Origin of the sequence: Microbacterium sp. (genome assembly GCF_051953575.1) — a bacterium.
In the GTDB taxonomy this organism is placed as follows: Bacteria; Actinomycetota; Actinomycetes; order Actinomycetales; family Microbacteriaceae; genus Microbacterium.
In genome coordinates, this window is the sequence record NZ_JBQCIP010000037.1 from 22,619 (window position 1) to 42,597 (window position 19,979).

Genomic DNA, 19,979 nt, shown 5'->3' on the forward strand with positions numbered 1-19,979 from the left:
ATTGTGAGCCATGCAGCGTTGGCCCGCGCCGGCTTCAATGGCGATCAACTGCCGCCGAGATAGCTAACGAGTCGGGAACCCAACTCCGTCGAGAGTTCCGCACTGTAGGTCGCAGTGAGGTGATGTGCGTCTCGGTACACCAGCGTGTTACCGAGAATCGGATCGCAGGCGTCGGGCGAGCAAATGTAGTCCGTCAGGTCGATGTACGGCGTCTTGTGCTCGGCCGCGGTCGCTTTCTCGACGGCGCGCGCCGGGTTGTCGAGCGCCTCGTCGCGCGGGAGACCGCACTCCTCGGCATAGTCCAGGTTGGCGGAAAGACAGACGGAAGGGGTGCTCCTCAGATCGGGCGTGTCCGCGAGAACCACCGTCCTCGTGTGGATGGCATCGATCGTGGCACCCAGCGCTGCTCCCCATGCGGCGGCGTAGTCGTCTCCGGGGTCGGCCAAGGGGGCGACCCCGTAGTTGGCGAGAACGACCAGTACGGGGCGCTCACTGTTGATGCGATCGATCACGGCATCGCGCCAGCTCGTGCACTCCGTGTACGGCACCTGGTTGCGAAGGATCGGGGCCGAAACCGACGGGCACGAACTCTTTGTCCGACTCTCAAGGCTGTAACCGTTGGCCTCAGCGTACGCACGCAGGGCAGGAAACCATTGGGCCGCATGCGAGTCGCCGAACAGAACGATTCGTGGCGCGCTCGGATCTCCGTAGACGCAGTCGTCAAGCCTCGTGTCGGCGAAGTCGAGGTGGCAACCGTCCGCGTAGATCACGGGTTGGTCACCCGCCACACCACGCAGCGTGGGATGCATGTTCGTCGGAACATAGTTCGTAACTTCCGGCGGGGTGGCCACCAACGTCTCGGGTGCGGACTCACCGGAATTCAACGGTCGGCTGTTCGAGTACGCGTAGCTTCCCGTAGCGATGACGATCACTGCGAGAGAGGCGCCGGCGGCCGCGAGCAACGAACGACGGGGCCGAGCCGAGGCAAGCCACCTTCCTTTGCGCCCTGGCTCCTCTATGAAGCGATACATGAGCCAGGCGACCGGCACGCTCGCAGCTCCGAGGGCGAGCGTGGCCCACAACGGGAGAGGGTTCTCGAAACCCACCGCCGCTTGAGGCACTTGGAGGAGCGGCCAATGGACGAGGTACAACGAATACGAGATGAGTCCCACCCACAACATGGGACGTACCGACAGCGCCGCGTGTGGCGAGTATTTTGAGGCGCTGTCTCCCGCAATGATCACCGCCGCGGTCGACAGCACCGGAATAGCAGCCCAGTAGCCCGGGAACTGCGTGGTACCCGAGAACACCACCGTTGACCCGATGATCCCCGCGAGGCCGAGCCACCCGATGACCGCAGCGGTGGCTCCACCGACGAACTCCGGTCGGTACGTGAGCAGGAATGCCGCCAAGCCACCGACACCGAGCTCCCACGCACGGGTTGGAAGGGCGAAGAAGGCCCACGGTTGCGCTCGGAACGTGAGGACTACGCAAGCGAGAAACGATGCGCCGACGATCAACACGATGAGCCCGAACAGCGCCTTAGGTCGTCTGACAAGAACGAAGCCGATCGCGAGGAGCAGGGGCCACAGTAGATAGAACTGCTCCTCTACTCCGAGCGACCAGTAATGCTGGAACAGTGACGGGGTCGATTCGGACAGGTAGTTCGTTCCCTCAGCGGCGAAGAGGTAGTTCGGGACATATAGCGCTGTCGCGATCGCGCCCATCCAGACCTGCTTCATAAGGAGCGGCGGATACCAGATCAGCGCCGCGACCACCGACAGTGCGAGGACGACGAATGAGGCGGGCAGGATGCGTCGAGCGCGCTTGGCGTAGAAGCTCGCGAAGTGGATCCTTCCCTGCCGCTGGATCCCGCTCAGTAGGTGGCTTGTGATCAAGAATCCAGAGATGACGAAGAAGATGTCAACACCGACGTAACCGCCGGGCAAGAAAGGTACGCCGGCGTGGTAAAGCACAACAGCCCCGACCGCGATCGCGCGGAGCCCCTGGATATCCGTCCGAAATCGCGACGTGGGGTCTACACTCACAGCCTGACGTGCTCGCACGCGGCAGAGCCTAGATGGTCGGTGAGTCGAGCATGTTTCGCATTGCGGGTCGTGGGTCCTCGCCCGGCGTAGGGTGGCGCACTACGTACCGCTCGTCGATTGCCCAAACTGACAGTAACCGCGCGCATTGGGGTGCCGCTGCCCGCTCCCGAGGCCCCGCACGCTACCACGCGCGATCACACGATCGAGAGTGTCGCGTTTTGGCGCCAAATTGGCACGAAAACGTTAGGGCCGTCTCTGGTAAGAAAGGTGCATTGATCTTCGCCGCCAAGGGCCCGTCGGCGTGGGATGTCCTGACGCGAATCAAGGAGCTTCCATGCGCATGTCTGTGATCGGCTGCGGCTACCTGGGTGCGGTGCATGCCGCGGCCATGGCGTCGATCGGCCACGAAGTCGTCGGCATCGATGTCGACTCCCGCAAGATCGACTCTCTCTCGAAGGGCGAGGCACCCTTCTTCGAACCCGGGCTGCAGGAGATCCTCACCGCAGGCATCGAGTCGGGCAAGCTCACGTTCACGACCGACATGTCCGCCGCCGCAGGCGCGAAGGTCCACTTCATCGGCGTCGGCACGCCACAGCAGGCGGGCGGCTACGCCGCAGACCTCACGTACGTGAATGCGGCAGTCGACGGTCTTCTTCCGTATCTGACCGCGGGCGATATCGTCGCCGGCAAGTCGACCGTGCCCGTCGGAACCAGCGCCGGGCTGGCGCCTCGCATCGAAGAGACCGGCGCCACGCTCGTCTGGAATCCCGAGTTCCTGCGGGAGGGATGGGCCGTTCAAGACACCATCGACCCTGACCGCCTCGTCGCCGGCGTGCCCGAGGGCCCCGAAGGCGAACGCGCGGCGGACATTCTGCGCGAGGTGTACCACTTGTCGGTCGCCAAGAACACTCCTTTCATCGTCACCGACCGTCCCACCGCCGAGCTCGTCAAGGTTGCCGCGAACGCGTTCCTCGCGACCAAGATCTCCTTCATCAATGCGATGGCCGAGATCGCCGAGGTGACCGGCGCAGACGTCACGCAGCTCGCCGACGCGATCGGCCACGACGCGCGCATCGGCCGTCGCTTCCTCGGGGCGGGAATCGGCTTCGGTGGCGGTTGTCTGCCCAAGGACATCCGCGCATTCTCCGCCAGAGCCGAAGAGCTCGGCAGGGGCGAGTCCGTCGCATTCCTGCGAGAGGTCGACGCCATCAATCTTCGTCGGCGTGACCGCGCAGTCGAACTCGTGGTAGAGGCCCTCGGCGGCTCCGTCTTCAAGAGGAACGTCACCGTTCTCGGCGCCGCATTCAAGCCTCACAGTGACGACATCCGCGACTCCCCCGCCCTCGATGTCGCCGTGCGTCTGCACGGTCTCGGTGCGTGGGTCACGATCACCGATCCGGCGGCGATCGAGAACGCTCGACGGATTCATCCTCAGCTGAACTATGTCGAGGACCGTGACGAGGCTCTGCGCGGGGCGGATGCCGTCATCGTGGTGACCGAGTGGGACGAGTACCGCCGTGAGCTGTCGCCGGAGCACGCATCCGACCTCACCGAAGGACGCATCGTGATCGACGGCCGCAACTGCCTCGACGCCAGCGCCTGGCGAGCCGCGGGCTGGTCCTATTACGGCATGGGCCGCCCCTGACGATCCGGGGTGTGGGGTCCCGGCGCGCGGCGCCGGAACCCACGCCCCGGTGCCCGCTCACATCATGTGGTAGAGGGCGAAGATTCCCACACCGGCGATCAGCACGATCGCGCCGATGAGCATCCACACCGGCGCTCCTCCGAACTCGCGCAACAGGAACGGCTCCTTTGCGTCCTCGTAGCGACGATGGCGCGCGCGTGTTCGTCGGCCCATCGGGCACCCCCTCCGATCTGGAAACCCGCAGTGCACATAAATTAGGTGTCTTGTGTTTCCGCAAAGTGTGAGACCGGTGGTCATGGCAGAACCTGTCGCGACGTCGTCGCACCACGGCGCATTTCCTGCATTTACGGGACAATGCGTCACATGATGGACGGTGTGACCGGCGTACATTAGAATTCCATGAGGCTGCTCGCGATGAAGCTGCGGCCGACCACATCATCTGACGTGATCGGACAATATGCCTAACGGAGCATTGCGAGGCGCACTGGTTGCGCATCTTGGCCCCGACGCCACTGGCCACGGGCTGGTCAGCATGCAGGAGTATCGGACCGCTGTTGTCAGCGCTCACCGCGTGCGCACCCCCGCGTGGCGATGGACCGCGCAGCGTGCTGACCGCCCACTGACCGCGGTCATGTTCGCCTCAGAAGGCGGGCTCGCGCTGGGTGAGACCCAGCCCGCACGGCGGACCGGCGTGCTGCTGCACAACAACCACAACGCGCTCCTCCGGTGGACGCCGGACGCGCTCGCAACCGTGGTCTGGCTCGACACCGACTCCGTCATCGACACGAGTGTGCCCCCGGCCCAGCATCCGGTCGCGCTGCCGCGGACTGCACTCGCCGCGGGCCTTCACGGGTTCGCGGAATCTCTGGTGCATCGCCCCGAGGTCCAGACCCGCGTGTCGGATTACGTCGTCGAGAGGCTGCTCGTCGAGATGGCTTACGGCGTGCTCCTTGAGCATCGAGAGACGGACGCCGCGGGATCTCATGCGGTGCGCCCGATGCACCGCGCCCGCATGCTCATGCTGCTGAACCGTGCGGATCCCGACTACGGGCTCCAGGAGCTCGCACGCGACCTGCACGTGTCGACCCGCCACCTGCAGCGGCTCTTCGCGAAAGAGGGCACCTCACCCGCGGCGGAGCTGCGCAACCTGCGCGCCGAACTGGCCCTCTCGCTCCTGCGCGATCCTCAGTACGACGCCCTGACCACGTCGCAGATCGCGACGCACGCCGGGTTCACGAACGCAGCGGCCATGCGTCGGGGCCTCCACGCCATCGGTGCGCCGACACCGCACGCCGCACGCTCTCTCTGACGTCGCACCCCGAGCGAATCGCGACACGCGAAATCACATCGCGACGGCTCTTTTTCGTTTCGCGCCACCAGTGCGTCACGCCGCACGATGGTTCGCCAGAGTCATGGCAAAACCACCTTTCGGCCGACCTCGCCAAGGAGACGCGATGACCGACCTCGACCTTCGTACAGACGGCTTGTCGCCCAAGCCTGTCAGCCGCCGCACCGTGATCAAGACCGCCGCCTGGTCGGTCCCGGTCATCGCAGCCACCGCTGCCCTGCCGCACGCAGCGGCCTCGGTCAACAACGCCGCATTGGCGTTCACGGCCTCGCAGACGGCGCTGCTCACGCTCAACCTTCTCGACGGTGGCGGCACGCTCACCGCGACGGCGCTCGTCACCGTCCCCACACAACTGACGGTGGACAACGGTCCTGGAGCTCTGTCCGCCGTCACCACGGTCGTGACCGTGGCGGTCGGTCGTCCCGCCGGCATCAACATCCCGGTCGGGCGTGCGCGCGGCTTCGGCGTGTACTCGTTCGATGGCGTGCTCAGCACGTCCGGAGAGCGCACCACGACGTACCAGAGCGCCCCCGTCGTTGGACAGTTCGGCTTCCCGGCGACGACGTTCAGCCGCACCATCACGCTCACCATCGCCTCCGACGGCACACTGAACATCCCGATCGTCTTCGGCCTCGCCGGCAACAGCACGGGTGTCGCGATCAGTGCGCTCGCCACCTTCCCTGTCACGGCGACCTTCGTCATCGGCGGGACGAGCTATGTCGCGACGTCGACGATCTCCGTTCCGGTAGGCGCCGGCATCCTCTGATCGATCCACCGATGCGGCATGCCCTCCGGCCGCGTGAGGTGCAGCGGGCTTCCCGCACGAGATGTCCCCAGCATCTCCGCGGGATCGGGGGGAGCAGAGCCCCCTCGCGACCGTCCCCAGCGGTTGCGAGGGGGTGCACTATGGTGGACCCGTGATCCCGCCCGTCGATCTTCGCCTGGGGGAAGCGGTCGAATTGGGCCACGCCTTCGTACAGCGGCTCGCCGGCGATAGCGCCGTCAGGATCCTGTTCTTGAAAGGGCCGGCACTCCATCGACAGGGTCTGCGCTCACAGCGGACGTCCTCGGATGTGGATGTGCTTGTCGACCCGCCGGGCTTCTCGACGCTGTGCGCCGCGTTGGTCGCCGCCGGCTGGCACGAGCGTCCGGTGGACTTCATCACGTCGCGCACGAGCGTGCACTCGCGCACCTTCATCCGGGACGGATGGCCGTGCGACCTCGACGTGCATTCCTTCTATCCCGGCTTCCTCGCTCCCCCGGCGGAGGTCTTCGAGGCGCTGTGGGCCGATCGCGTGCAGATGCCGTTCGCCCATCGGCTGTGCGATGTTCCCGACCGGCTGGGATCGGCGCTCATCCTCGCCCTCCACTCGCTGCGAGGCAAAGCACTCGAGCCACGCCACAGGCGCGAGCTCGACGAGCTGCTGCAGATCGAGCTGGACGGCCCCGAGCGTGCGCGACTGGCTGAGCTCGCGAAGCGTACGGGGTGCGCCGCGACTCTCGAGGACGTCCTCACGCGTCTCGGCGTCCAAGTCGCGGTCAGCGATGCAGAGCGGTCGGCCGAAGAAGTCGTCCGTTGGCGCCGGCGCGTGGCGTCGGGCTCTCACGGGGCATACTTCTGGATCGATGCCTTCCGTCGCGGCGACGGACGCGAGCGCGTCGCCGTCGTGCGGCGAGCCGTCTGGCCGACCCGCGAGCACCTGCTGCTGTCACGACCCGAGACCACCGACACCGTGCCCGGGCGCCTCCGCGGCCGGCTGGCACGGTGGGGACGCGGCATCCGTTCCGTACCACAGGCCGTGCGCGCGATCACGCGCTACCGGTGATCTCACGCGGGCGGGTCGGGCCGTTCGCCGATGGATGCCGCCGCCCCGCGATCGACCGGCAACAGCGTGCCGTCGAGCCCGTCACCTATGGCGGCCACAGCCGCGACCACGACGCCCTCGCGCAGCGCGGCGGGGTCGTGCGTCAGCTGGAACGACGCACCGGAGGGCATCGGCACGACGACCGCGCCGGAGCGTGTGGCGGTCGTGCCCCCTCGCGGGTGCTCGTGCGCCTCGACGTCGTCGAGCCAGAGCCGCGCATAGGCCGAATCGTCCATGACATCGGCGACGCGCAGAACGCCTGCGTGCGACGCCGGCGACGTCAGGGTGAAGAGCCGGATGCGGGCGTTCTCAGCATCCGTGGCCCGCGCTCGGGCCATCAAAGTGATGAGCACGGAGTGGTCTGTCGGCGACTCATTGGTGACGGTGAAGCCGGCGGAGTTGGCGTCGATGACGACATGACCCGCGGCGACCGGTTCCATCACGGGTGCGCCGATCCGCTCGGACCCTGCGAATCGGGCGTCAATCGTTTGCGTCTCCCACGGACGCGAAAGTTCTTCAGACACTTTCTTCCCAGCGATGCCGAAGCATCATTCGGGCCTCCGACCTCAGGCATCCCACATGCCGCGGCCGTCGGGTGAGGCCATCGATCTCAGCCCATCGTAACTCGCAATGTGTGCGAAACCGCCAGGCAATATGAATTCCTCTGCGCAAAGTCAAAATACGTCGTGGCCACTCCAATTCGCGACGTGTCATGACGTCTGACCGGCAGATCCGTCGGTTTGAAGATTTCGACTCGACCCGCGCTGTTAGCGTCGAGCTCGGTCGCTTTGGGGATATCGCGATCACCTGACGGCGGTGGGTGCCGTCAACCCGGTGGGGACCGGGACACATCGACGAGACCTGGGGGCTCCGATGACGGATGATTCTGTGCGCGCGCACGCCGGCAACGCTGTTGCTGCGGGAGGCTTGAGCCGGCGGCAGCTCGTGAAAGCCGGTGCGTGGGCCGCGCCCGCGATCGCTCTGACCGCCGCCGTGCCTGCCGCGTCGGCGTCGGTGCCGACGCCGACGACGAAGACGGCCGTCGTGGCATCGATCACGGCCGATACCCCGACCAAACCCAGGGGCAGCAGCCACAACGCCTATTCGGTCACCGTCGCGATCACGAATACGGGGACTGTTGCCGGGAGCTTCACCGCATCGCTGTCGACCACCGACTCCCCGGCTGTCGTCGTATCGGCCTCGCCGGCCGCACAGACCATCGACCCCGGCGCGACCGGCTTCTTCGTCTTCACGGTGACGGTCGGCAATCAGGGGAAGAACACGTATCACCTGACGGCCGGCGGCTCGGCGTCCGGGTTCACGGTCGGCGAGCGAAGCGGCACGTTCCTCAACGGCGCCGCCATCTCGATCTGAGCCACGGCGCAGCGTTCTCGAGAGACCCGCTTTCATGGAACTACGGGATTACCTTCGGATCGTCCGGGTGCACTGGCTGGGCATCCTGATGCTCACGCTCATCGGCGTCGTGGCCGCGTGGGGATGGATCCTCACTCAGCCGCGCGTCTACACGGCGACGACCACCGGGATCGTCAACGCCGCCAACGGCGCGAGCGACGCGGGTGAACGGCTGATCGGCGACCAGCTGGCGCAGAGCGTCGTGAAGTCGTATCTCGAGATCGGCGCCTGGCGGTCCGTCGCGGAGTACGCCATCGACGACCTCGGTCTCGCGACGGCTCCAGAGTCATTGGTCGGCAGGGTGGATGTCACCAATCCCGCCGACACGGTCGTGATCAAGGTCGCGGCGGACGCGGCATCCCCACCCGAAGCGCGCGACCTCGCCGAGTCGTGGCTGCGAGGCATGATCTCTGAGATCCGGCAGCTCGAGACGAGCGAGGGTCAGGCCGCAGTCACCGTCGTGCCCGGGGACTCGGCACGCCTTCCGACGGCGCCGTCGTCGCCGAACACCAAGCTCGCCCTGGCGGTCGGCGCTCTCGTCGGCTTCGCGCTCGGCATCGGCTATGCGGTGCTGCGGCACGTCCTCGACCTGCGTGTCCGGCATCCGCGCGACATCGAACGGGCGTCGGGGGTGTCGGTGATCGGCACGCTTCCGGCCGTCAGAGAGCTCTCGGGTCACCGCAAGGTGCTCACGTTCAGCGGCCGGGCCGAGGCGTCGAGCCCGCTCGCCGAGGCGACGCGGGAGCTCCGGACGAACCTGCGCTTCATCGACATCGACGACCCGCCTCGCGCGATCGTGGTGACCAGCCCGATCCCCGGTGACGGCAAGTCCACGATCGCCGCCAACCTCGCTCTCAGCATCGCCGCGTCGGGCGAGCAGGTGGTGCTCATCGACGCCGACCTGCGTCGACCGATGGTGGCATCGCTGTTCAACCTCCCCGAGGGCGCTGGACTGACGGACGTGCTGACGGGCAGGGCGACTGTCGCGGACGTGGCGCAGATCGCGGATGCCACGCGAAACCTCGTCGTCCTCGCCGCAGGCCGCACGCCTCCGAATCCGAGCGAGGTGCTGGGCTCCCGCAAGATGCGCGAGCTCATCGAGCAGTTGTCGAAGCAGGCGTTCGTCATCATCGACTCGCCGCCGGTGCTGCCTGTGACCGACGCGGCGGTGCTCGCCAACAACGCCGACGGAGCCGTGCTCGTCGTCTCCGCGGGCAAGACGACCTTCGACATGATGAGCAGATCGCTCGAGAATCTCGGCAGGGCGCGCGCACGACCTCTCGGCGTGGTTCTCAACAAGGTCCCGCGCACGGGTGGCCAGGCCGGCTATTACGGCTACCAGTACACCGGCGAGTACACCGCGACCTCGGAACAAAGGATCGTCTCCCACGCATAGGGTGTTCCTGTGACGCCACCTGCTCCGTCTGCCACCCCGCCCTCACGCGCGTGGTGGAGACGGATCACCGGCAGCACATGGTTCCACCTCATCGCGGCATTCGTGGTCTTCGGCATGCTGCTGACCTTCGTCGCGAAACCGTACTGGGTGCCGTCCGGCTCCATGGAGAACACCCTCCAGCCCGGCGACCGCATTCTCGTCAACCGGCTCGCGTACGTCGGCTCCGAACCAGCCACCGGCGACGTCGTGGTCTTCGACGCCGACGCAGCGTGGGACCAAGAGACCGTCGCGGCGGAGAATCCTCTGAAAGCGGCCCTGCGGTGGCTGGGGGAGGTCAGCGGGTTCGGCCCGTCCGGCCCTCACACACTGGTCAAGCGCGTCATCGGCGCGCCCGGCCAGACGGTGAAGTGCTGCTCCGATGACGGTGCCGTCCTCGTCGACGGCGAACCCCTCGATGAGCCCTACGTGTCCAACGACTTCCCCTTCCAGCCCGGGGTGATGGACTGCACCACGCCGGCGCGGTCGCCGAGGTGCTTCGACGAGGTCACCGTGCCTGAAGGGTCCTACCTGGTGCTCGGCGACAACCGCACCGAGTCGTCGGACTCCGCCGCTCGGTGCCGCAGCGCGACTGCGGCCGAAGATTGCTGGCGCTGGGCCACCGACGCCGGGATCATCGGCAAAGCGGCTGTCATCCTCTGGCCCGTGAACCGCTGGACAGGCCTCTGAGGCACGGGCCCGCGCAGGTGCGCCCGAAGCACGTCGACGAGCTCAGCTGCCGAGGACCCGCGGGGCCACCCAGCCGCGGTCGAGCAGCTCGCCGAGGAACGCGAGCACGTCGGGCTCGACCGTCCCGGCGTCGACCCCGGCCTCGGCCGCGACCTGCGCCACGATCCCACCCGCGGTCAGGCCGGTTCCATCAGCGCCGCCTTCGGCCACGGCAAACCAGATGAGCGCCGCCGACCCTTCCAGCGCCTCAGGGACTCCCCTCGCATCCTTCAGATCGAGCACCATGGCGCGGTCACCGCTGTCGACCCAGGCGACGGCATCCGAGATCCCCCATCGAGGATCTTCGGCGAATGACAGCACCCCCTCGACGACCAGGTCGCCGGCCGCGGCGGCGACGGCGGCGGCGGCGTCGCCGGACTCGGGTGCCCCGTATGCCTGCACCGCGGCATCCGTCAACTGTTCGATCGTGGACGCGCCGGCGGCACGCCAGAGCGCCGGCGCGATGCCGGCGATGACCCGGACCGTACCCTGCCCTTCGGCGTCGACGTGGAGCAGCGCTATGCGCTCGGGATCCTCGAGGTCGATCGCGTCGTCGCTCGCTGTACGCGTGTACACCCCGCCGCGAAGGCTCGTCGACCGCCGATCCGCGGTCGCGGCCTCGCGAGGTGCCGGCTCGGGTGCGGCCGCGTCGGCGATGGCGGGGATCAGCGGCACCAGCGAGTCTGCTTCTCGATAGATCACGCGTCGGATGCCGCCCACCGCGGCGATGTGTGCAGCAATGGTGCGCAGTGGCTCGGGCAGCGCAGGAAGATAGCTCGTCTGGGCGACGATCTCGCTGAGCCCGTCGCCGAGGTCGACCGGCTCGACGATCGCATCGTCGACGGCATCCGGTCGGCGGTCGAGCAGGACGATCGCGGCAAGCCGCAGCGGGACGTCGGGGAGCGACCTGAGCGACAACCCGCTCGGCGCGAGCTGCGTCTTGGGGGCGTCCTGCCGTTCGATCACCGAGAGAGGCTTGCGATAGGGACGGATGCTGCCACCAGGCCCGATCGCGATGGTCTCGTCCGAGACGTACCCGTAGTGACGGCCCAGCACGCGCGACGCCGTCGTCTTGCCACGGCCCGAGGGGCCTACGAGCACGACGACGCGCCCGTCATCGAGGGCCACACCGGCGGCGTGGAGCATCCACAGCCGTCCGCGGGCATTCTCGATGGCAGCGAGCGTCACCCGTTGCGACAGATCCGAGAGCATCACCTCGCGGGAGACATCTGTGAGCGCCGTCACGGAAGGGCGGTCGGATCCCGCCGCGTCGACGTCAGGAGCGAGCGCATCGCGCCAGGCCTCCTCCACCGCGCGAGCGTCGTCCTCCGTGAGTCGTGAGAGATCGATCCGCACGACGTCCCCCAGTGCGGCTACCGTCAGGTTGCGAGGCACGCACTCACTGTAGCGTCGCGCGGAGGGCGCCTCAGCCGTGTGAAGCCGCGGAGGCCGCCTGACCATCAGCGGTCGGGGGGAACAGCGCGTCGCAGCTCGAATCGATGGTGACCGGCGTGGCATTCGCCGTCGGCGTGAACCGCAGATCGAGTGGACCGAGATCACCCTGGGGCAGCGCGACGGTGTACGAGACGGTGACGGTCTTGTCCTTCGGCACGAACACGGTGTGACTCACCGCGGTGTTGTTCTTCTCGGTGCCGGTGCGCTCCCAGTTCCTCACCTCGCCGCGCGACGGGGTGGTCGAAGTGATCTGCGCACCGGGAGGGGCGAAATACAGCACGTCGAGCATCATCGTCGTGTTCGGAATGCCGTAGCTGCCGTTGCGCAAGCCCAGCGTGTATTCACTCTTGATGTCGTCGGTGATGCCGTTGTGGAGCGTCATCGTCGTGGTGACCGTGCGCGCGCCGGCATCACACGTCGCCGAGACGGCCGACGTGAGGTGGTATTCGAGCTTGCCGACCGACGAGTCGTTGAGGTACATGCCGATCTGCGTCCGAGCGCTGTTGTCGGCCTGGAGCGCTCCGTCGACGCCGAATTCGGTCGCGAGTGCCTGCGCTGCGGGGTCAGTGAACGAGAGATAGACCCGCTGCTCCTGCGCCGACAGCTTCAGTGCGTCGAGCATCTTGAGCGGGTCCCACGACGACGTCGTGAGGTGGTCGAAGACCCGCTTGGCGGTGTCGGTGAAGAAGGCATCCGATTCCGCACCGTTGGGGTAGATCTCGTACGAGTCGCTCAGCAGCACCTTCACGGCGTTCTCAGCGGTCAGCTGCTGCCCTGTGTTGAGCGTCAGGGGACCCGCCACCGCCAGCATGTTGGCGAGCACAACGGGGTCGATCGAGATCACGCCGTCGAAGTGGGCCCCCGTGGTGTCGGCGAAGATCGCCTGGAAGAGCTGTGCCGTCGTCGGGAAGTCGGGCGTGAAGTTGTAGTCCTGGTTGTGCCGCGTCAGTGTCGGCAGGTAGAGCCCGGTGGTCTCGGGCGGCAGCGAGATGTACTCGTTGCCCTGCGTGCCCGCCTCGTAGAACGTCGCGGACGTCGCCTGGTCCGCATAGCCGAGCTTCCCGTCCGTCATGGTGACGATCATCGTCGAGGCGGGGTTGCCGCCGGTGGCCCGTATCTCGGCGTTGTTCTGGAACACCAGGAGGTACGTCTTGGTCCCGCCGGACCCCGCGATGTCGAGCAGGGTCGGCAGGTACTTGTCCGCGACGGCGAGCGCCGGTGCGGCATCGTCGATGACGTCGAGGATGTCGGCGATGGGCTCGGCCACCTCGGGCAGCAGCGACGTGCGGTCGATCGGCGCAACGAGAGCCTCGGCGTCGGCGAAGGCCCCCGCGATCTCGGGGATCGAACCCTGCACCTGACGGAAGGGCTCGAGGTTAATGCCCCCGCCCTCGACGGTGAGCTTGTCGAGGTCGACCGTCGACATGAACTGCATCCCGGGCGGGAGCGCCCGCACGACGAGCACGTCGACCGCCCGCGTCACCCGCTGCACGGCGTCGACGTTCTGACCGACGAAGGGGACGCGGGCAGCGAAGTCCCAGAGCGGACCGTCGACCGTGTCGGCGGCGAGCTTGACGTTGGCGGTGATGTCGTCAGCGGTCGCCTGCAGCTTGGCCGGATCGTCCGACCCCAACTGCGCGTTCAGAGACGAGATCCCGGTCTTCGCCTTCTCCAGCGCCGACCGTGCGACCTTCGCCTCGGCGAAGAACTGCATCGCCAGCACGCCGGCGATCGCACCCACGATCAGCAGCAGCACGATGATGCCGAGCACGACCCACGGCCACACGCGGCGCTTCCGGCGTCGCGGCGGGCCCGGGGCGGGCGCCGGTTCTCCCGGGTCTCGCGGCCGGTCGGATGCCACCAGCGGGCCCTCCGCCTGAGCCGTGGCCTCACGGGCACGACGACGCGGCGAGTTCTCGCGGCCTGCCGGCGCATCTTCGGGTTGCACGGTGCCATGCTAGCGGGCGGTTCTTGAGAGATCACCGCGACTTCTCTGCGGGGCCGCCCCACCCGAGCACGGCGCTTTGTCCCCCGAAGAGGGGACAAGATGCCGTGGAACCGGAGGTGCCCGGCTCTTAGGCTTGAGGGGCCCCGCGTCACCTCCCCGAACGTGATCCCCTTGCTGCGTGCCTGTATGACCATCGCCCTCGCCACCCTGGTTGTGGCCGTCTGCCTACCTCTCGCCTTCTACGCCCTCGCCGTCATCGGCTCGCGGAGTTCGGTCCGCTACTACTACGGCGCCTGACGAGACCCGCTCGGCGACCAGGACGATCACGAGTCCGATGGTGGCCCCGATGGTGTTCGCGACGATGTCTCGGAACGTCGCCGTGCGCTCGTCCAGGAAGATCGCCTGCCCGGCTTCGATCGCTCCGCTCAACAAGAGGGCGAACGGCACGAGGAACACCCTCCGCCGGGGCATCGCCACCGCGAGCAGGACACCGAGCGGCACGAAGAGCAACACGTTGGCACCGAACTCGACGCGGTCGTACGTGAGCACCGGCACGAACCTCGCGAGGCCACGCAGCATGCCCGTCGCCCCTCGGTCGACCGGGACCGGCCAGAAGGCGATGAGTGCGAGCACGACCCCATAGACCGCAAGCAGCGGGATGGTCGTCACCAGCCTCCGAGAAGCGGACATATGACGGCCTTTCCCTCAGTGGGGCGCCGCGCCGGTGCCGCGCAATGCACCCGTGAGTCTACGCCGGATATCGTGACGGGCGTGACTGCACCGAGCCGCACCACCTCCCTGGAACGCACTTACCGGTACCTGCGCATCGGCGTCGCCGGCACGGTCGTGGCGATCCTGCTCGCGGTCGCCCAGGCGGCGACCGCGTACGGCTGGCTCACCTCGATCAGCGACTACTTCTACACCCCCGCACGGAACGTGTTCGTGGGTGCGCTGGTTGCGGCATCCCTGGCTCTCTTCGCCCTGTCGGGGCGCGGTGTCGAGCGCGCGCTGTTCGACGCAGCGGCCCTCTTCGCGCCGCTGATCGCGTTCGTGCCGACGACGATCGCGCCGGGATCCGTGCCGGGCATCGCGGTCGAGTGCTCCGGGACGGCTCGCTGCTTTCCGCCGCAGTTCGAGGCGGATGCCGCGAACGGAGTGTTCGTCTACCTCGCGCTCGGCGGGCTGGTCGTGCTCGTCGCCCTCGTGCTGGCGGCGCTGAGGCAGGTGTCGCTCGCCCGGGTGTGGCCGTCGCTCCTGATCGCGGTGGTCGTGCTCGCCGCGGTCACGCTGACCTGGGCCCTCGCGCGCGATGCGTTCCTGCAGCACGCGCACGTCGTGGCGACCACAGCCTTCTTCGGGCTGTTCGCGGCGGCCGCGGTGCGCAATGCGTTCCCGCGGCGGGGACCGGCGCCGTCGCCGGTGTTCCGGGTTCTCTACGGCGTGATCGCGGCGGGACTCATCGTGCTGCTCGTGGCGTACGCGGTGCTGCTGCCGCAGACGGATGCCTCCGGCATCCCGGTCGTCCTCATCGTCGAGACCGCGGCGCTCGCCCTGTTCTTCGCGTTCTGGGTCGTGCAGGGCGTCGAGAAGTGGTCGGACCCCGACCCCTCGATCATCGCGGGCTGAACCGGACCACCACCACGCCGGCGCCTATGCGGCACCCGTCTCGGCCTCGGCGATCTCCACGGTCCGCTGGACGCCCGGGGCCGGGCGCGCGGTCACGAGGATCGGAAGGTGGTCGCTGAGTCCCTGCGGCAGGGTGCGGACGCGGTCGATCTCGAAGCCCACCGAGGTGGCGAAGTCGTAGTGCCCGCGGAAGAAGCGGTAGCGCGTGTAGGTGCGGGAGTCGCTAAGGTTCAGCTCGTATCCCTGATCGCGGACGTGCTGGCCCAGCCGCTCTTTGAAGACCGGGTAGTTGTAGTCGCCGACCATGATGGCGGGCACGCCGTCGCCCAGCTGCTGCAGCTCGGCGAGCGCAGTGCGGATCTGGTGCCGCCGCAGCGAGTTGAGGGCGGTGAGCGGGGCGGCGTGGAACGACGCGATGATCACGTCGTGGTTCTCGTCGATGTCGTGCAGCCGCACTCCGAGCAGGCGTTCCTCGGCGGGTTTCAGCACGCGGTCGTGGAGCGACTTCTTCAGCGCCAGGGCCCTGACGTCGACCGCCCGATAGGTGTTCTCGCGGTAGTACACGGCGAGACCGAGGCGGTTGCGCTGCGTGGAATCGGCGAGCCGCAGCCCTGCGATCTCGTCGGGGATGTCACTGGTGTCGGCTTCTTGCAGGCACAGGGCGTCCGCTCCGTAGCGCTCGACGAGGTGGACGAGCTCCCCCGCCGCGCGATGCTTGCGCAGGTTGTACGAGATGACCTTCATGTCGCTGCCAGCCTATGCCGAACGCCTTTCCGTGGGGTGTGGATTCCATGTACGAAAAGTGGATGCCGCGTCTCTAGGTGTTCGTCACATCGAACCTGGAGGATCCCATGTCGGCAGCATCCACTCCGCCGTCCGTGAGCGACGTGCGCACCGACCTCGCCGAGGCGGTCGGCGCGAGCCGGACGTCCCGCGAAGAGGCTGAGCGCGCGCTGCGCCTGGCCGTCGCCGTTCGGTCGCGCGCCGCCGATGCGCTGGAGCGCACCGCGCGCCGCGCCGGCGTCGACGAGGCCGAGCGCGCTCGTCTGCGCGGCGAGTACGCCGCCGCGGCGCGTGCGGTCGCTGACCGGCAGGCCGCCCTCGACACGGCGCATGAGTTCGAGCGGGCCGCCACGGTCGTCGCCGACGCGTTCGAGACCGAGGCCTCGTCCGCGAGCCCGCTGGCCGCCGCGCTGCTGGAGCTGATCGGCTCGCAGACGGCGCGCACCGGCGGACGCGGGCGCCCGGCGCGCCGCACGGCGCCGGCTCGTCTGGGCGCCACGCGGCCGCGCACGGCCTGAGGCGGAGCCGCTCTCGTAGAGTCGGCTGCATGGCCCTCTCACGCCGAACCCTGACGCTCCTGGCCGTGGCCGGGTTCGCCGTCGTGATCGTCGTGGTGACCGTCATCCTCGTGGGCGCCACGCAGGGGCCGCATCCCCCTGCCCGCGGCACCAAGGTCGTGGCTTCCGAGAGCTCGAAGGCGCGCGCCGCCGCCGCCGATGCCCCGGCCGGGAGCGCCGAGCTCGAGGCGGCCCGGTACCTCGGTGCGCAGCCGACCGCCGTGTGGCTGACACCCGAGGCCGACCCGGTCGACGCGGTCGGCGACCGCATCGCAGGGCTCGCGGCTGAGGCGAGAGCGCAGTCCGCACGCGTCGCGGTGGTCGTCTACGGTCTGCCGGGCCGCGACTGCGGGGGACATTCGGCGGGCGGTCTCGACCCGGACGGGTACTCCGACTGGACGCGGGCGATCGGGGATGCGCTGCGGGATGCCGCCGACACGTCGCCGATCGTGCTGCTGGAGCCCGACAGCCTGGCTCTCGCCCCCGAGTGCGGCAACGAGTCGGAGCGTATCGCTCAGCTCTCGGACGCGGTGGGGGCGATCGCATCGGACAGGACCTGGATCTACGTCGACGGCGGGCACTCGGACTGGCTGCCCGCCGACCGGATGGCGGCACTGATCGGTGAGGTCGACCAGGCGTCACGGGCAGAGGGAGGCCGCGGCATCCGCGGGTTCGTCACGAACGTGTCGAACTTCATGGCGACCGCCGACGAGGTCGCGTACGCCCACGACGTCGCCGCCGAGCTGGACGGCATGCACGCGATCATCGACACCTCGCGCAACGGGGCAGGCTCGAACGGCGAGTGGTGCAATCCGCCCGGACGCCGCGTCGGCGAACCCGGCGGTACGCTCGGCGATGACGTCGTCGACACCAACCTGTGGGTGAAGCCGCCGGGCGAGAGCGACGGCGAGTGCAACGGCGGCCCCCCGGCCGGGCAGTGGTGGCCGGAAGCGGCGATCGAGCTCACGAAAGACGCCGTCGGGGGCTGATTCCGTCCGGTCGTTTCGTACCGGTGTGTAGCATCGGGAGTACTTTGCGCATGCGTCGGGGGCCGCGGCTGGGGTCGGCAATCGGCGCAGCCGTGGCCTTCGCCTGAAAGAGAACGCATGAGCACCCCTGCCGACGAGTTGAAGACCGCGGTCATCATCGAGGACGATCCCGAGATCCGCCACATCCTCGCCGAGGTGCTCGAGTCCTCAGGCTTCTCGACCGTTTCGGTGGGCAACGGCATCGACGGCGTGCGCGCCGTCCTCACGTACAAGCCGCTGCTCACGACGATCGACGTCACGATGCCGGGAATCGACGGCATCGAGGCGGCCAAGCGCATCCGCGCACAGTCCGACACGTTCATCATCATGCTGACCGGCCTGAGCGACGAGGCCGACGTGATCGCGGGGCTCGGCGCCGGCGCCGACGACTATCTGCTCAAGCCGTTCCGGCCGCGCGAACTGCGGGCGCGTGTCGAGGCGCTGCTGCGGCGGTCACGCGGCGTACCGGCGACGGCCGCCCCGCCCCAGGCGTCGCAGGGCGACGTGGGACCTTCCTTCCCTGCGGCACGCGCCGCCGCCGCGGCCCCGCTCGTGCCCGTCGTCGAGGGTGCAGCCGTCTCGCTCGCCCCCGAGGGCCAGACCGGCTCGGAGATCGCGGCGTTCGACGGCGACGCCGACGGCGGATGGCTCGGCCACAGGGATCTGCGGCTGCATCCGGAGAACCGCGTCGCCCTCATCGGCGACGACGAGCTCGAGCTGACGCGCACCGAGTTCGATCTGCTCGCGACCCTGCTCGAGTCCAAGCGCCGGGTGCGCAGCAAGGCCGACCTCACGCTGGTCCTCCGCGGCGAGTCGTACGTCACGAGCTACTACGTCGGAGATGCCGACAAGCGCGCCGTCGAGGCGCACATGACGAATCTGCGCCGCAAGCTGGGCGAGAGCGCCGCGAACCCGCGGTACATCGAGACCGTGCGCGGCGTCGGATACCGCCTCACGGCCGAATCGGCCTGACGGGCCACCGCGCCGAGAGGCGCCCGCCCGCCCCACACGAGCGGACGCCTCACCGGCGGCCCCGGGGGTGGCCGCCTCCCCAGACGGTCACCCCCGCTTTCCTCCCCCGACGCCGAGGTCCCCAGACCCACGGCGCCTTTCCCCAGTTCCGACCCGTTTCGGGTACGGGTCAGACCTTGTATCCGTGCTGTCGACGGATGAGCTTGAAGAACATGGACAGCGTCTGCAGCACTGTCACGACACCCACGATCGGCCAGCCGATCCACAGGATGGTGGACTGCACCATCGGGCCGAGCATCGACCAGATCACGGCCGTGGCGATCACCACAGCGACCACGACGATCAACGGCGTCCAGTGGCCGATACCGGCACCGCGCTCCGCCTTGGCCTGCATGGCCCAGTTGTCGACCTTCTTGCGCGACAGGAACCGCGTCCACGACCGGGCGAAGTAGCTCAGGCGCAGCCACATGTAGATCTCGGCGGGCACGAGCGTGACGGCGAAGAGGATGTCGCGCGCGTTGCGGTTGCCCATGGTCAGCGCCATGCGCGTGTTCAGCGCGATCGCGACGGCCGGAGGCAGCAGCCACCACGGCGAGAAGACGAACGCGCCGATCGACAGCGACCCCGCCAGCAGCAGCACGAACGCCGCGCGCACGAACAGGTTCGTCAGCATGCCGAAGTTCTCGAGCCACCGCACCCGAAGGTTGGGGTGGAACGGCTGCCCCTTGGTGTCGCCGCGCTGACCGGGCCACATCAGTTCGATCGCGCCGTAGGTCCACTTGACCTGCTGTGCGTCGAGCGCCCGCAGCGTGGTCATCCCGCCGACGTCGGCGCGCGCGAACGGGCTGATCTTGGTGAGGTAGCCCGCGCTCTTGATCTGGAGCGACAGCAGCGAGTCCTCGACCTCGGAGTCCTTGACCCACGGAGTGGACTGGTGGTTGCCCTTCATGACCTCGCGCAGCGCCTGCGTCGAGAAGATCGAGAACTGGCCGCCGAGCACCGCCATGTTGCGGCCCCGCAGCAGGTTGTGCAGGTTGAACGCGGCGAACTGCGCGCGCTGACCCGTGATCAGGAACTTCGCGATGCCGCCCTTGATCGGACGGTCGTCGATCGAGTAGATCGCCGAGATC

Annotated in this window: 19 protein-coding genes; 11 read left to right on the forward strand and 8 right to left on the reverse strand. The window is 68.2% G+C overall.

All coding sequences use genetic code 11. The features are described from left to right. Positions 1 to 44: 44 nt before the first annotated feature. Positions 45 to 2,066 carry an acyltransferase family protein gene (locus ACTHNQ_RS02735; RefSeq protein ID WP_440330891.1) on the reverse strand — a complete coding sequence of 674 codons (2,022 nt, stop codon included), beginning with the start codon at positions 2,064 to 2,066 and terminating at the stop codon, positions 45 to 47. 316 nt (positions 2,067 to 2,382) lie between these two features. Here ACTHNQ_RS02735 and ACTHNQ_RS02740 point away from each other — a divergent pair, with 316 nt between their 5' ends. Next, positions 2,383 to 3,693, forward strand: coding sequence for a UDP-glucose dehydrogenase family protein (locus ACTHNQ_RS02740; RefSeq protein ID WP_440330892.1), 1,311 nt, complete (start codon positions 2,383 to 2,385; stop codon positions 3,691 to 3,693). Positions 3,694 to 3,750: 57 nt separating this feature from the next. On the opposite strand, the gene ACTHNQ_RS02745 is transcribed toward ACTHNQ_RS02740, so the two are convergent. Next, complete coding sequence (locus ACTHNQ_RS02745) at positions 3,751 to 3,906, reverse strand: hypothetical protein (RefSeq protein WP_440330893.1); 156 nt, start codon at positions 3,904 to 3,906, stop codon at positions 3,751 to 3,753. Between the two features lie 418 nt (positions 3,907 to 4,324). Between ACTHNQ_RS02745 and ACTHNQ_RS02750 the strand changes: the two genes are divergently transcribed. The 3 genes from ACTHNQ_RS02750 to ACTHNQ_RS02760 all read left to right on the forward strand — a co-directional run bounded on the left by ACTHNQ_RS02750 (position 4,325) and on the right by ACTHNQ_RS02760 (position 6,867). Continuing rightward, positions 4,325 to 5,002, forward strand: coding sequence for a helix-turn-helix domain-containing protein (locus ACTHNQ_RS02750; protein ID WP_440330894.1), 678 nt, complete (start codon positions 4,325 to 4,327; stop codon positions 5,000 to 5,002). A gap of 145 nt (positions 5,003 to 5,147) precedes the next feature. Continuing rightward, positions 5,148 to 5,807 (forward strand): hypothetical protein, encoded by a 660-nt coding sequence (locus tag ACTHNQ_RS02755; protein ID WP_440330895.1) that lies wholly within the window; start codon positions 5,148 to 5,150, stop codon positions 5,805 to 5,807. A 61-nt stretch (positions 5,808 to 5,868) separates the two neighbouring features. Further along, the gene (locus ACTHNQ_RS02760) at positions 5,869 to 6,867 is read left to right on the forward strand and encodes a nucleotidyltransferase family protein (RefSeq protein ID WP_440330896.1); all 999 of its coding nucleotides are present in this window, start codon (positions 5,869 to 5,871) and stop codon (positions 6,865 to 6,867) included. 2 nt (positions 6,868 to 6,869) lie between these two features. Here the strand turns inward: ACTHNQ_RS02760 and ACTHNQ_RS02765 are convergent, their stop codons facing one another. Then, a complete protein-coding gene (locus ACTHNQ_RS02765) occupies positions 6,870 to 7,346 on the reverse strand; it encodes a hypothetical protein (protein ID WP_440330897.1) in 477 nt (158 codons plus the stop codon). A gap of 433 nt (positions 7,347 to 7,779) precedes the next feature. Between ACTHNQ_RS02765 and ACTHNQ_RS02770 the strand changes: the two genes are divergently transcribed. From ACTHNQ_RS02770 to lepB, 3 genes are read left to right on the forward strand one after another with little or no spacing between them, the layout of a single operon-like run. Next, entirely contained in the window at positions 7,780 to 8,280 is a 501-nt protein-coding gene (locus ACTHNQ_RS02770; protein ID WP_440330898.1) for a hypothetical protein, read from the forward strand. A gap of 34 nt (positions 8,281 to 8,314) precedes the next feature. Then, on the forward strand, positions 8,315 to 9,715 hold the full coding sequence (locus ACTHNQ_RS02775) for a polysaccharide biosynthesis tyrosine autokinase (RefSeq protein ID WP_440330899.1): 1,401 nt from the start codon (positions 8,315 to 8,317) through the stop codon (positions 9,713 to 9,715). Between the two features lie 9 nt (positions 9,716 to 9,724). Beyond that, positions 9,725 to 10,441: a signal peptidase I gene (lepB, locus tag ACTHNQ_RS02780; RefSeq protein ID WP_440330900.1), complete on the forward strand. Its 717-nt coding sequence runs from the start codon at positions 9,725 to 9,727 to the stop codon at positions 10,439 to 10,441. Between the two features lie 42 nt (positions 10,442 to 10,483). Here the strand turns inward: lepB and ACTHNQ_RS02785 are convergent, their stop codons facing one another. The 3 genes from ACTHNQ_RS02785 to ACTHNQ_RS02795 all read right to left on the reverse strand — a co-directional run bounded on the left by ACTHNQ_RS02785 (position 10,484) and on the right by ACTHNQ_RS02795 (position 14,552). Continuing rightward, on the reverse strand, positions 10,484 to 11,875 hold the full coding sequence (locus ACTHNQ_RS02785; protein ID WP_440330901.1) for a PqqD family peptide modification chaperone: 1,392 nt from the start codon (positions 11,873 to 11,875) through the stop codon (positions 10,484 to 10,486). A 31-nt stretch (positions 11,876 to 11,906) separates the two neighbouring features. After that, positions 11,907 to 13,883, reverse strand: a complete 1,977-nt coding sequence (locus ACTHNQ_RS02790; RefSeq protein ID WP_440330902.1) for a DUF4012 domain-containing protein — start codon at positions 13,881 to 13,883, stop codon at positions 11,907 to 11,909. 225 nt (positions 13,884 to 14,108) lie between these two features. Next, complete coding sequence (locus tag ACTHNQ_RS02795) at positions 14,109 to 14,552, reverse strand: VanZ family protein (protein ID WP_440330903.1); 444 nt, start codon at positions 14,550 to 14,552, stop codon at positions 14,109 to 14,111. A 102-nt stretch (positions 14,553 to 14,654) separates the two neighbouring features. Here ACTHNQ_RS02795 and ACTHNQ_RS02800 point away from each other — a divergent pair, with 102 nt between their 5' ends. Then, a complete protein-coding gene (locus tag ACTHNQ_RS02800; protein WP_440330904.1) occupies positions 14,655 to 15,509 on the forward strand; it encodes a hypothetical protein in 855 nt (284 codons plus the stop codon). 24 nt (positions 15,510 to 15,533) lie between these two features. Here ACTHNQ_RS02800 and ACTHNQ_RS02805 read toward each other — a convergent pair whose 3' ends face one another. After that, positions 15,534 to 16,253, reverse strand: a complete 720-nt coding sequence (locus ACTHNQ_RS02805) for an endonuclease/exonuclease/phosphatase family protein (RefSeq protein WP_440330905.1) — start codon at positions 16,251 to 16,253, stop codon at positions 15,534 to 15,536. Positions 16,254 to 16,360: 107 nt separating this feature from the next. Between ACTHNQ_RS02805 and ACTHNQ_RS02810 the strand changes: the two genes are divergently transcribed. The 3 genes from ACTHNQ_RS02810 to ACTHNQ_RS02820 all read left to right on the forward strand — a co-directional run bounded on the left by ACTHNQ_RS02810 (position 16,361) and on the right by ACTHNQ_RS02820 (position 18,849). Beyond that, positions 16,361 to 16,810, forward strand: a complete 450-nt coding sequence (locus tag ACTHNQ_RS02810; RefSeq protein WP_440330906.1) for a hypothetical protein — start codon at positions 16,361 to 16,363, stop codon at positions 16,808 to 16,810. Between the two features lie 29 nt (positions 16,811 to 16,839). Continuing rightward, complete coding sequence (locus tag ACTHNQ_RS02815) at positions 16,840 to 17,838, forward strand: glycoside hydrolase family 6 protein (protein WP_440330907.1); 999 nt, start codon at positions 16,840 to 16,842, stop codon at positions 17,836 to 17,838. 117 nt (positions 17,839 to 17,955) lie between these two features. Beyond that, positions 17,956 to 18,849 (forward strand): response regulator transcription factor, encoded by an 894-nt coding sequence (locus tag ACTHNQ_RS02820; protein WP_440330908.1) that lies wholly within the window; start codon positions 17,956 to 17,958, stop codon positions 18,847 to 18,849. 169 nt (positions 18,850 to 19,018) lie between these two features. On the opposite strand, the gene ACTHNQ_RS02825 is transcribed toward ACTHNQ_RS02820, so the two are convergent. Beyond that, positions 19,019 to 19,979 (reverse strand): glycosyltransferase (locus ACTHNQ_RS02825; protein WP_440330909.1); only part of this gene is annotated, 961 nt, incomplete at its 5' end.

What these genes read in the sequence shown, in the direction of transcription:
- ACTHNQ_RS02750 (WP_440330894.1), top strand. Translation starts at nt 4,325, where the DNA reads ATGTTCGCCTCAGAAGGCGGGCTCGCGCTGGGTGAGACCCAGCCCGCA.
- ACTHNQ_RS02805 (WP_440330905.1), bottom strand. Translation starts at nt 16,253, where the DNA reads ATGAAGGTCATCTCGTACAACCTGCGCAAGCATCGCGCGGCGGGGGAG.
- ACTHNQ_RS02810 (WP_440330906.1), top strand. Translation starts at nt 16,361, where the DNA reads ATGTCGGCAGCATCCACTCCGCCGTCCGTGAGCGACGTGCGCACCGAC.
- ACTHNQ_RS02820 (WP_440330908.1), top strand. Translation starts at nt 17,956, where the DNA reads ATGAGCACCCCTGCCGACGAGTTGAAGACCGCGGTCATCATCGAGGAC.
- ACTHNQ_RS02745 (WP_440330893.1), bottom strand. Translation starts at nt 3,906, where the DNA reads ATGGGCCGACGAACACGCGCGCGCCATCGTCGCTACGAGGACGCAAAG.
- ACTHNQ_RS02775 (WP_440330899.1), top strand. Translation starts at nt 8,315, where the DNA reads ATGGAACTACGGGATTACCTTCGGATCGTCCGGGTGCACTGGCTGGGC.
- ACTHNQ_RS02765 (WP_440330897.1), bottom strand. Translation starts at nt 7,346, where the DNA reads ATGGAACCGGTCGCCGCGGGTCATGTCGTCATCGACGCCAACTCCGCC.
- ACTHNQ_RS02815 (WP_440330907.1), top strand. Translation starts at nt 16,840, where the DNA reads ATGGCCCTCTCACGCCGAACCCTGACGCTCCTGGCCGTGGCCGGGTTC.
- ACTHNQ_RS02760 (WP_440330896.1), top strand. Translation starts at nt 5,869, where the DNA reads ATGTCCCCAGCATCTCCGCGGGATCGGGGGGAGCAGAGCCCCCTCGCG.
- ACTHNQ_RS02755 (WP_440330895.1), top strand. Translation starts at nt 5,148, where the DNA reads ATGACCGACCTCGACCTTCGTACAGACGGCTTGTCGCCCAAGCCTGTC.
- ACTHNQ_RS02740 (WP_440330892.1), top strand. Translation starts at nt 2,383, where the DNA reads ATGCGCATGTCTGTGATCGGCTGCGGCTACCTGGGTGCGGTGCATGCC.
- ACTHNQ_RS02770 (WP_440330898.1), top strand. Translation starts at nt 7,780, where the DNA reads ATGACGGATGATTCTGTGCGCGCGCACGCCGGCAACGCTGTTGCTGCG.